This is a genomic window from Pseudomonas sp. HP_08 (assembly GCF_055284095.1).
Window position 1 is genome coordinate 123,471 of record NZ_JBTOQC010000005.1, and the last position, 11,563, is coordinate 135,033.

An 11,563-nucleotide genomic window follows, 5' to 3' on the forward strand; every position below is an offset into this window, starting at 1 on the left:
CGCCATGTCCGACGCGATCCACCTGTTCGGTATCCGCCATCACGGCCCCGGTTGTGCGCGCAGCCTGTTGCAGGCCCTGCAAAGCCTGCAACCCGATTGTCTGCTGATCGAAGGCCCGCCCGACGCCGAGGCGGTGCTGCCGTTCGTGCTCAGCGAAGCCATGCAGCCGCCCGTGGCGCTGCTGGTGCACGCCGAAGGCGACCCGCGCCAGTCGGCGTTCTACCCGTTCGCCGAGTTTTCTCCAGAATGGCAGGCGCTGCGCTACACCTTGGGTCAGGGCATTCCCACACGCTTTATCGACCTGCCGGCCACGCATCAATTTGCGCTGGAAAAAGTCTGGCGCGAAGAGCGTGAGGCGCAAGCCAATGAAGAGCGCAGCGAACAGCCCGATGCGCCGCTGGCAGACGATGAAACCGTCGAGGCCGGCGAAGACGAACTGACCCACGACCCGTTGGGCTGGCTGGGCCGCGCTGCCGGTTATGCCGACGGCGAAAGCTGGTGGAACCACATGGTCGAAGAGCGCTGCGACGGCGAGCAACTGTTCGCCGCCATCGCCGAGGCCATGCACGCTCTGCGCGAACAGGCACCGGCCGAGCGTTCGCCGTACTACGTGCGCCGCGAAGCGCTGCGTGAAGCGCACATGCGCAAGTGCCTGCGCCAGGCCGTCAAGGACGGCTATGAGCGCATCGCCGTGGTCTGCGGTGCCTGGCACGTGCCGGCGCTGGCGACGATGCCGGCGGCCAAATTCGACAACGACCTGCTCAAGGGCCTGCCCAAGATCAAGGTCGCGGCTACCTGGGCGCCGTGGACCTACCGCAACCTCAGCAGCGCCAGCGGTTATGGCGCCGGCATCGACGCGCCGGCCTGGTACGCGCACCTGTGGCGCGAAGGCGACAGCAGCCAGCGCGCGGTGACCTGGCTGGCCCGCGCCGCCCGGCTGTTTCGCGAAGACGGGCTGGATTGTTCGTCGGCGCACATCATCGAAGCCACGCGCCTGGCCGAGAGCCTGGCGGCATTGCGCGAGCGTCCCGCTGCCGGTCTCGATGAACTCTTTGAGGCGCTGCAAACCACCGTGTGCATGGGCGACGCCGCGCCGATGAAGCTGATTCAGGACCGGCTGATCGTCGGCGACCGGCTCGGCAGCGTGCCGGCCGAGGTGCCGGCGGTGCCGTTGCAGCGTGACCTGGAACAATTGCAAAAAAGCCTGCGCATGAAGCCGCAGGCCGCTCAGAAAACCCTTGATCTGGACCTGCGTGAAACCGGTGATCTGGCGCGCAGTCACTTGCTGCATCGCCTGGCGGTGTTGAACATCGGCTGGGGCGAGCTGGCGCGCAACGGCGTGTCGGCCAAAGGCACCTTCCACGAAATCTGGAGCCTGCAATGGCAGCCCGAACTGGCCGTGGCCATGATCGAAGCCAGCCAGTGGGGCAGCACCGTCGAAGACGCTGCCAGTGCCCGGGCGATTGCCAAGGCCAAAGACGCCCAATCGCTGCCGGAACTGTCGACGCTGGTCGACACCGTGCTGCTGGCCAACCTGCCGCAAGCGGTCGAGCCGGTCACCCACGCGCTGGAAGACCTCGCCTCGGTGGCCACCGACGTCGCCCAGTTGCTCGACGCGGTGCCGGCGCTGACGCGCATTGCCCGCTATGGCAACGTGCGCCAGACCGACACCGGCATGGTCCGCCATGTGCTCGACGGCTTGATCACCCGCGCCGCCATCGGCCTGTCGGCGGCGTGTACGTCGCTGGACGATGACGCCGCTGCTGCCATGCGCGAACGCATCGGCAAGACCGATGCGGCCATTCGTTTGCTCGACGACCCGGCGCGCAGCCAGGAATGGCAACAGGCGCTGGGGCGTCTGGCGGTGTTCGGCGCCAGCCCCGGTCTGCTCGGCGGGCAAGCGGCACGCTTGTTGTTCGATGCGGGTGTCGATGACGTCGACGCCAGCGCATCACGCATGACCCTGGCCTTGTCACGCAGCGTCGAACCGTCCGATGCGGCCGGCTGGCTGGAAGGCTTTCTCGACCAGAGCGCGCTGATCCTGATGCACGACCCGCGTCTGTGGACCATGGTCGACGGCTGGCTGGCATCACTCAGCCCCGATCACTTCGAACGCATCGTGGCGCTGCTGCGCCGCACCTTCAGCACCTTCTCTTCAGCCGAACGCCGCGAACTGGGCGAGCGCGCCCGGCGGCCCGTCCAGGCTGCCGCGCCTGCGCCGGTGGCGGCACGCATCGATGCAGCCCGCGCCGCACGGCCTGTGCCGCTGCTCGGCCGGCTGCTGGGCCTGACTAACGACGGAGCGCCTTCGTGAACGACGACCACTCACTCTCGCCCGGCGAGGAGCAAGCGCGCCTGCAACGCTGGCGCCTGGTACTCGGCGAAGCCGCCGCTCCGAGCCTGGGCGATTGCGGCCTGGACAGCGCGCAGATGAACATCGACGCTGCGCTGACCGCGCTTTATGACCCTGACGGCGTCGGCGGCCTGCGCCGTGGCGGCAGCGGAAAATCCGCGCCAAAAGTCGCGCGCTGGCTGGGCGACATTCGCAAATACTTCCCGACCCAGGTCGTGCAGGTGATGCAAAAGGACGCCCTGGAGCGCCTGAACCTCAAGAGCATGCTGCTGCAACCGGAGATGCTCGAATCGGTGCAGCCCGATGTGCATCTGGTCGCCTCGCTGGTGTCGCTGTCCGGCGTGATTCCGGCAGAAACCAAAGAGACCGCGCGCATGGTGGTGCGCAAGGTCGTCGACGAACTGACCAAGCGCCTCGAAGAACCGATGCGCAGCGCGGTCAGCGGCGCCCTCAACCGTGCGGTGCGCAACACCCGCCCGCGCCATTCCGAAATCGACTGGAACCGCACCATCCGCGCCAACCTGCGGCACTGGCAGGAGGACTACAAGACCATCGTCCCGCAGACTTTGATCGGCTACGGTCGCAAGGCCCAGCGCAGCCAGCGCGACATCATTCTGTGCATCGACCAGAGCGGCTCGATGGCCGCCTCGGTGGTGTATTCCAGCATCTTCGGCGCGGTCATGGCCTCGCTGCCGGCGGTCACCACGCACCTGGTGGTGTTCGACACCGCCGTGGTCGACATGACCGAGCAACTGGATGATCCGGTCGACCTGCTGTTCGGTGTGCAACTGGGCGGCGGCACCGACATCAACCGCGCCGTCGGCTATTGCCAGAGCCTGATCCGCGAGCCGCGCAACACCATCATGGTGCTGATCTCCGACCTCTATGAAGGCGGCGTGGAAAAGAACCTGCTGCAACGCGCCGCCGAACTGGTGGCCTCCGGCGTACAGGTGATCACCTTGCTGGCGCTGAGCGACGAAGGCCGGCCATTCTACGATGCCGAACTGGCGGCCAAACTGGCAGCCCTCGGCGTGCCGTCGTTCGCCTGCAGCCCGGACCAGTTCCCGGCGTTGATGGCGGCAGCGATCCGCAAGGAAGACATCGGGCTCTGGGCGTCACAGCAAGGCATAGCGACAGCGCGGGCGGCTCAATAACACGCGTTCATCAAAAAACATGACTGGATGATTTGCAGAGCTTTTGTGGGAGCAAGCTCTGCTCGCGATGACATTAGTGTGGCCATGATGAATCTGGCGCCTGTACCGCAGCAATCGCCAGCAGGGCTGCCTTCCACAGGTTCTGTTTTTGCGCTGTGGCAGCGTTGTGCCATCAACAAGGCGCTGCCTTCTACCCGTATCTGGCGTTTTCAGGCATCCTGAGCCGGTCACTTACACCGTGGAGCGCCAGGACGCTATGCTCGTATTCAACTGCACACAGGCTGCCTGTGATTTTTTCACCCGCAAGGTCAAGGGTTCGACCGTCACGCCTGTGCAGCCTGCGCCCTCCAAGCAATGGCAGTCCGACGTCTTCAACGATGCAGATGCTCGCCCTTTGTCGCTCGATCAATGGCAAGTGCATTGCGTCACCCGCAAGCGCAAGCCGGTGCTGCTGGCCATGCACATGACCACGCGCTATGCCATGGTCTTTACCGACATCAAGCGCGGCGACCTGGGCGGCTTTCTCCTGCAATTCATCGAGCGCTGGCTCAACCAGATGATGAAGCTGGGCATCATGCTCGGGCTGATCCGCGAGGCCGAACAAGCCGAAGTGGCCGAGGGCTTCATACAGTCGCATGACCAGTTTCAGATCTTCGCCCGCAGTGATCGCAGCGTGCAGGCGCACATCAACCAGGTGCTGTTTCACTTTGACCTGCTGCTTGAAGAGGCGCGCACCTTGCCCGCCAATACCCATGAGGCGGCGGGGTTTGATGCACAGGCCAACAACACGCTGCGCAAGATCGGGCCCAAGGAAATCGGTTATTTCTGCCCGGACGAAGCGATGCTTTCGTACTGGTGGGAGCGCGTCGGGCACCTGGACCGCGCCTCGTCGCAAGAGGCGCAGTTGCGCTTCAAACTGCTGAAGCGCGATCAGCCGGACAGCCAGGCGTAATCAGCTGATGTGATCAGAAGTCCCAGCGCGTGGTCACCATCACGTTGCGCGGGTCGCCGTAGTAGGCCGAGTCATAAAAACCGATGTTGGTGTAGTAGGCTTTGTCGAACAGGTTGTTGACGTTGACGGTCGCCGACAGGTTGTCGGTGATCTGGTAACGCGCCATCAGGTCCACCAGCCAGTACGGATCCTGGGTGAACTTCTCATAGCGGCCTGCGCGATTGTCGTAGCCCCAGTTGTAAACCGTCTGCCAGCCCGCACTCTGCCAGCGCGCGCCGCCACCGACGGTGAGCTTGTCGAGGCTGCCCTTTAGCTTGTAACGGGTATAGAAACTGAGATGGTCTTGCGGCTCCCAGGTCGCGACCTTGTCGCCGTCGTCGTTGCGCGCCACTTTGTGGGTGTAGCCCGCTTGCAACTGCCAGCCAGGGCTGAGTTCGCCGGAGACTTCCGCCTCAAAACCACGCGTTCTGGTTTTTGTCCCCACGTAGGAGTAGTCGACGCCTGGCTGGGAGTTGTAGACGGTGTCGGCAATCGGACGGTTTTCTTCGTGTACCTCGAACCAGGCCAGGCTTGAATTCAGGCGGCCACCGAGAAACTCGCCCTTGAGACCGAACTCGTAGTTACGCCCTTCATTGGGATCAAGCATTTTGCGCGTGCGGTCGCGGTATTGGGTTTGCGGCTGGAAGATCTCGGTGTAGCTGGCGTAGGCAGAGACGTTATCGCTGAGGTCATACACGAGACCGGCGTAGGGCACGACCTTGCCGCTTTCTCTGGAGTCACTGGTGCCGGAGACCTGGTAGTTGGCAAGCCGGGTGCCCAGCAGCAGCGACAGGTCGTCGGTCAGGCTGAAACGGCCGGTAATGTAGCTGCCGGTCTGGCGAGTGGTTTCGTCGTTGATTTTGGTCGGCTGGTTCCACAGCGGCTTGATGGCCTGGCCGTGCCATTGGTAGAAGTCGTAGGCGTTGTCGAAGTAAGTCGCGCTGCCATAGTCCTTGCCCTTCCATTCGGAAATGGACAATGACTGGCCAATCACCAACTGATGCTCGCGGCCGAACAGTTCGAAAGGCCCCGAAGCGTACACATCCACGCTGTCGCTGGTGGTTTCGCCGGTGTATTTGCGGGCGAAGATCGAGCTGTCTGTCGCGCTGTCCTGCGAGATATAACCCAGCGGCGCGTTGTAGCCGTTGATCTGATGGTTGTATTGCCCCTTGGCGACCCAGCCGTTGGCGAAGTTGTGCTCCAGGGTCGCAAACACCGTGCGCGTGTATTGCTCCCACGCGCCCCATTTCGGGCCATTGTTGAACGAGCGGGGCAGGTCCAGCTGATTGCCCACGGCATCGAAAATGGTCCGCGTGCCGGTCCAGCTTGAGCCCTTCGGATTGCTGTCCTGATAATCGGCACCGATGGTCAACAACGTGTCCGGCGTCAGGTCGGCCTCAAGGATGCCGTAGTAGACGCTGGTTTTGCGTGAGTAGTGATCCAGGAACGATTTCTTATCCTGATAGGCCGCCACGGCCCGGCCACGCACATTGCCGCTGTCGGTCAACGGGCCGCTGACATCGACTTGCGTGCGGTAGTTATCCCAGGAGCCGGCGCCGGCTTCGATATTGCCCTGAAATCCGGCGGTGGGCTTTTTGCGAATCAGGTTGATGGTGCCGCCCGGGCCGCCCGCACCGGTGAGCAGGCCGGTGGCGCCCTTGAGCACCTCAACGCGGTCGTACAGCGCCATGTCGGTCAGCGTCTGCCCGGCGGAATACTGAGCATCGCGCAGCGTCGGAATACCATCGTATTGAAAATTCACGATAGAAAAGCCGCGCGAATAGTAGTTGGTGCGCTCGGTGTCGTAGGTCGAAACGGTGATACCCGGCGTGTGGCGCATCACATCATCGATGGCCGTGAGGCCGAAATCATCCATGACCTGGCGGGTCACCACCGAGATCGACTGCGGCGTTTCCCGTGGGGTCAGCACCAGGCGCGTAGCCGTGGCGATGGTGCCCGGCGTGTAGGAACCGCTGCCTTCAGTGACGGTGCCCAGCTGGTTGGCGATGACATCGGTGGCGCCCAGCTCCAGCGGCGCGTCAGGGCTGATCGCGACCAGCACATACCCGCCGTTGCCCTGGCGTTGCGCCTGCAAACCGCTGCCTTCAAGCAAGCGCAGCAATCCCTCGTCGGTGCCATACGCGCCTTTGAGTCCCTGAGTGGTCAGGCGACGGGTCTGTTCGGTGTCGAACGACAGGGTGATTCCGGTCTGCAGCGCAAACCGGGTCAGGGCACTGCCCAGTGGGCCGGCGTCGATCTGGTAAAGCGTCTGGCTTTGCGCCAGTGCCTGAGCGGGCATCAGCGCCAGGCCACTCAGGCTCGACAGGGTCAGCCCCAACAGGGCCAGGCGAACCGCGCGTGCCGTCATGGATGTCGGAGCATGGAGGGGAAGCTGGGGCACTGGATGATCCTCGCGTTGTGGGATGGCAGAAAGTCGCTGTGATCGCGGCTTGTGTCATTGACGGACGAGAATCGAAATCGGCAAGGCAGAAGATGAAAAACTCTGTTTTTTAACCGCAAGGGGGAAGACCGGCGGGGACGATTGACCTCAGTTTCGATGCCGTGCCGCATAAATGCGTTACAGGCGCACTCCAGGCTTTTTGCGGCACTTCAACGCCCAGAGCAGCGTGATTGCCGTCGGCCAGAACAACGTATTGAGAATGTCGTGAACGCTGGCCTGCCAGCGCCAGTAGCCGAGGCTGGCGATGTCGTCGCGGCGGTCGACCCACTCGCCTGCGCAGGCAATGAGCAGGACGGCCAGCAAGGCGATCCAGGGTCTGAAGCGCCGGACGAGGACAATCAGGGTCAGGTAGACCGCCATGCCGACATAGATGTGCAAGGCATCCTTGGAAAGGCCGGTGGCGGAGACGATGGCGAGCTTGATGGTTTGCGTGGTCGAGGCGTCCATAAAATTCCATATTCGCATAACAAAAAAATGTTAAATCAGAAAAACTGATAATTAGCTTAGACCAAAAAAGACTTTTACAGCGACAAGCTATAAGAATACGGTCTGAACCCGGCAGCCCCATGCCGCCATCAACTGGGCACCTCCCAGACAGATCCCGCAACACGTCGAGCGACCCTACCACCGCCCTATCGCTCTCCATACCCAACCTCCCGTATAGAGAATCATGCGATGGGCAAACGAGTATCGACCGTAATAAAGCAGGACTCTCCAGGCAGTGCACCGGTGCGCAGCGGTTTGGCCTTTTCGGTCCTTTCACTGGCCTGCCTGCTGACACCCGACGCGCAGGCGCAAACCAATGAAACGCGCCTGGAAACGGTCAACGTGATTTCCACCGGCATTCGCGGGCAGCAACGCACCGTGGCCGACAGCCCGACGCCGATCGATATCATCAACAGCGAGCAACTGCTCAAGACCGGACGCGCGGAGCTCTCCGAGGCCATTTCCAAGCTGTTGCCGTCCTTCAACTTCGGCACCAACATTGCCGGCGTCAACTCCCAGATTCGTCCACTGAGCAATCGCGGGCTGGGCCCGGCCTACACCCTGGTTCTGGTCAACGGAAAACGCCGCCACAACGGCGCCGCACCGGCCAATGGCAGCATCGACAATAGCGGTGCCAACGCCGTCGATATCGACCTTATTCCGATCAGCGCCGTCTCGCGCATCGAAGTGCTCAAGGACAGCGCCGCGGCCCAGTACGGTTCGGACGCCGTCGCGGGGGTGATCAACATCATCCTCAAAAGCGATACCCATGGCGGCCATGTCGAAACCAGTTATGGGCAGTTGTTCTCGGGCGAGGGTGAAACCATTAAAACCGCCGCCGACCACGGCTTTGCCCTGGGCAATGACGGTGGTTTTCTGCACCTCTCCGCCGACGCCCGCAAGCGCGGCACGGCCACCTGGGTCGGCAAGTCGCCTGAAACCGTACAGGCTTATTTCGAGCCTGATCGTCAGGCGGCCTGGGATCGCGTGACCACCAAGAATGGCGACCCCGATCTCAAAGCGTTCAACCTGGCGTACAACGCCGAACTGCCGGTGTCCGACGACCTCAAGCTCTATTCCTATGCGACCTATGGCGAGCGCAAGACCGAGGCGCTGAACCAGCTGCGCACCGCCAGAGGCGCGGCTTCGATCCCTGCGCTGTTCCCTGACGGCTACTACCCGCTGAACAACCTCAAGGACACGGATTACCAGTTTTTGCTGGGTGGCAAAGGCAGCGTGGCGGGCTGGGACTGGGACCTGTCGAGCACCTACGGGCGCAACAAGATCGAGCATTCCAGCGACCTGACCATCAACCCCACTTATGGCGCGGCATCGCCGACCTCATGGGATGACCTGGCCACTCTGCAGTTCGAGCAGTGGGTCAACAATCTGGATGTCACCCGCGGCTTCGATGGGCTATTCGGCCTGTCGTTGCCCACCCAGGTATCCGTGGGCCTGGAACATCGCTGGGAACGCTTCCGTACGTTTGCCGGCAGCGACCCTCGTGCGTGGAGCGTCGGACCTTATACCTTTCCGACCGGCAGCCAGCTGAACCTGGCCAACGGCGCGCAACCCTCGGTGGGCGCCCAGGCCGTCGTGGCCATCCGGCCGGAGGACGAAGCCTATGTCAAACGCAATAACCTGGCGGGCTATCTGGATTTCGGCTTCGACCTCAGCGATCGCTGGTACGTGGGCCTTGCCGGCCGACTGGAGCACTACGACGACATCCAGGAAAACACCTTCAGCTTCAAGCTCAATTCGCGCTACGAACTGACTGACCAGGTGGCGATACGTGGCACGGTCGGCTCAGGCTTCCGCGCGCCCTCGCTGACTCAACTGGGCTACACCGTTTCCGATAACCGCACCGCAGCCGATGCCAACGGCAACGCAGTACCGGCGCTGCGCTACACCGCAGCACCCGACAGCGCGCTGGCCCAGGCGTTGGGGGCATCCGATCTGAAGCCGGAAAAATCGCGCAACCTCGGCCTCGGCGTGACCTGGCAGCCAGCCCCGCGCACCAGCCTCACGGCGGATGCCTACCTGATCGATATCGACGACCGCATTGTGCTCAGCGACAACATCGCCGCGCCCGGCGGCGGCACCGGTGCCATCGGCGACATTCTCCAGTCCGCCGGCGTGGCGCGTAATACCTGGGTCAGCTATTACACCAACGCCTTCGATACGCGTACCCGAGGCATCGATCTGGTCGCCGATCACCGCAGCGAATTCGGCGCCTGGGGCGAGGTGCGCTGGAGCGCCGCCTTCAACTACAACAAGACCACCGTGCGCGATAAACGCGGCAGCCCGTCGTTTCTACAGAGCGCCGGTATCGAGGTCGCAGGGCATGCGTCTGAAGGCCTGGTCGTGGCGGCGACGCCGCGGACCAAATGGGTACTGGGTGCGAACTGGAGCCTTGGGGATTTCGCCGCCAACTTGCAGACCACCCGCTATGGCAAGGTAGAAACCTGGCAGCAGAATGCGGCGCAGGATCGCTCGTTTGAGGCGAAATGGATCACCGATCTGGATCTGTCGTATCTGTTGTTCGACAGCCTGACGGTGAGTGTCGGCGGCACGAATATCTTTAATGTGCGGCCGGATAACAACGGGATTACTCAGGCGGCTTATAAATATAACTACGGCAGCCCGCCGTTTCATCCGGGTGGCGGGTATTGGTATACGAAGCTGGCGTATGACTTCTGATGCGCAAGCGGGGGCGTAGTGCCGTGCCGGATTGACCTGCAAAGGCACTACTGCCCGGCGTCAAACCGCACCGAGCGAATGATTGCGTCGACCGTATCGAAGTGCTGGTAGTACCCCACGGTGTCAAACAGCAACTGCGTCTTGTCGGTGTAGACGATGGCCATCAGGCAAGTGCCGCCGGCGGCATGAAAGCCTGTCTGGGCATCGCCGACGCCGCAGGTCTGCGTCGTCTGCATGCCTTTCCAGCCAGCACCTTGAATGATGTCCACAGGGCTGGGCGAGTCCATGCCCGCGCTGCGCATCCAGACGCCGTCTTCCAGTGAAAAGATCATGCTGTCGGCGGCCTGCTCCAGCGTACCGTGCTGCACGCACAGGCTGACGGTGTATTCCTCGTTGCGGGTTTTGCCGGGCTCATCGAGTTTCAGGCACTGCTGCTCCCTGGTGACCTTCCAGCCCTGCGGGTAGCGGAAACTGAAGCCTTCGGCCTGCCAGGTTTTCATGGCCTTGACCGAAGGCGGCGCTGCAGCCAGCGGGTTCTCCGGCTCGCGCAGCGTGGCATCCGTGCGACAGGCAGCCAGCGGGCGGGCGGTGGCCTTGGTGAGGTTGTTCAGCCGGTGATTCTCGACATCGACGCTGGCCGTCGTGCAGCCACAGCCATAACCGTAATGCCCGTTGGTGCGCACCCACTGCTTGTCATTGAACTGCGGCCAGTCGCCCTCGGCCTGATAGCCACCCTGCGAAGCGATTTCCCACGTGCCGTCACGGTCGGTGAGGGTGGCGTTTGCCGGGGTAGGGTTTTCGAACCAGCCGCAGCGCCGCTCAGTTTTGTCGGCGGCTTGGGCGGGGAGGAGGGTGGTGCTGAGCGTGAGAGTCAGTGCCAGCAAGGAGAATCGCAGCATGGGACGTCCTTGTTTCAGGGGGCGGAGGGTGCTGGAGGGCGGGTTCATCATAGTAAGTGTTGAGTGTTAAAAAACGCTGATCCGATCAGCTTGCCCTCTAATCAGTAGAGGCAATGTGATATTGTTCGCGCGCCCCGGAAGGGTAACTTTTGACATCTCGCAAGGAATACGCCCGTGAAAGACTTCGTCATCAGCGTCAACAACATCGTTCTCTACGTTTCCCTGGCCGTAATCTGGCTGTTCGCTTTCATTGCCCTGTTCACCAGCGGCTTCCTGCCAGCCTTGGGGATCTTCGTGGTTGGCACCCTGGTTTGGTGCATCGTTTCCGGCTTCTGGTTCGTTCAGTCGGCGACTTACGAAGAGCTGCGTAAGCTCAACGCCAACAAAGGCTGAAGCTTCATGGCGGAGCCGCAAGTGCGCCGCCTCACTCTAAGCGCTTGGCTCAGTGCTAGGCGCGTAGGCCGTTGTGAAGCGGCTGCATCAGCCTTGCACTTTTCTGCTTGCGGTTGGTTAAGCGAC

The 11,563-nt window shown here is 62.5% G+C and carries 8 protein-coding genes; 5 read left to right on the forward strand and 3 right to left on the reverse strand.

Annotated features, from left to right (window positions below):
• Positions 1-4: 4 nt before the first annotated feature.
• The 3 genes from ACYAS9_RS06585 (at position 5) to ACYAS9_RS06595 (ending at position 4,459) form a co-directional block, all read left to right on the forward strand.
• Positions 5-2,314 carry a DUF5682 family protein gene (locus tag ACYAS9_RS06585; RefSeq protein ID WP_463567520.1) on the forward strand — a complete coding sequence of 770 codons (2,310 nt, stop codon included), beginning with the start codon at positions 5-7 and terminating at the stop codon, positions 2,312-2,314.
• Positions 2,311-3,507 carry a VWA domain-containing protein gene (locus ACYAS9_RS06590; protein WP_463567521.1) on the forward strand — a complete coding sequence of 399 codons (1,197 nt, stop codon included), beginning with the start codon at positions 2,311-2,313 and terminating at the stop codon, positions 3,505-3,507. Before ACYAS9_RS06585 ends, ACYAS9_RS06590 begins: the two co-directional genes overlap by 4 nt.
• A 256-nt stretch (positions 3,508-3,763) precedes the next feature.
• Positions 3,764-4,459, forward strand: coding sequence for a DUF6933 domain-containing protein (locus ACYAS9_RS06595; protein ID WP_463567522.1), 696 nt, complete (start codon positions 3,764-3,766; stop codon positions 4,457-4,459).
• Positions 4,460-4,472: 13 nt separating this feature from the next.
• Here the strand turns inward: ACYAS9_RS06595 and ACYAS9_RS06600 are convergent, their stop codons facing one another.
• A complete protein-coding gene (locus ACYAS9_RS06600) occupies positions 4,473-6,866 on the reverse strand; it encodes a TonB-dependent siderophore receptor (RefSeq protein ID WP_463567523.1) in 2,394 nt (797 codons plus the stop codon).
• 210 nt (positions 6,867-7,076) lie between these two features.
• The gene (locus tag ACYAS9_RS06605) at positions 7,077-7,406 is read right to left on the reverse strand and encodes a hypothetical protein (RefSeq protein WP_463567524.1); all 330 of its coding nucleotides are present in this window, start codon (positions 7,404-7,406) and stop codon (positions 7,077-7,079) included.
• A gap of 228 nt (positions 7,407-7,634) precedes the next feature.
• Here ACYAS9_RS06605 and ACYAS9_RS06610 point away from each other — a divergent pair, with 228 nt between their 5' ends.
• Positions 7,635-10,145 carry a TonB-dependent receptor plug domain-containing protein gene (locus tag ACYAS9_RS06610; RefSeq protein ID WP_463567525.1) on the forward strand — a complete coding sequence of 837 codons (2,511 nt, stop codon included), beginning with the start codon at positions 7,635-7,637 and terminating at the stop codon, positions 10,143-10,145.
• A gap of 47 nt (positions 10,146-10,192) precedes the next feature.
• Here ACYAS9_RS06610 and ACYAS9_RS06615 read toward each other — a convergent pair whose 3' ends face one another.
• The gene (locus ACYAS9_RS06615; protein WP_463567526.1) at positions 10,193-11,044 is read right to left on the reverse strand and encodes a DUF4087 domain-containing protein; all 852 of its coding nucleotides are present in this window, start codon (positions 11,042-11,044) and stop codon (positions 10,193-10,195) included.
• Positions 11,045-11,218: 174 nt separating this feature from the next.
• Here ACYAS9_RS06615 and ACYAS9_RS06620 point away from each other — a divergent pair, with 174 nt between their 5' ends.
• Complete coding sequence (locus ACYAS9_RS06620) at positions 11,219-11,437, forward strand: hypothetical protein (protein WP_463567527.1); 219 nt, start codon at positions 11,219-11,221, stop codon at positions 11,435-11,437.
• The last annotated feature ends 126 nt before the right edge of the window (positions 11,438-11,563 follow it).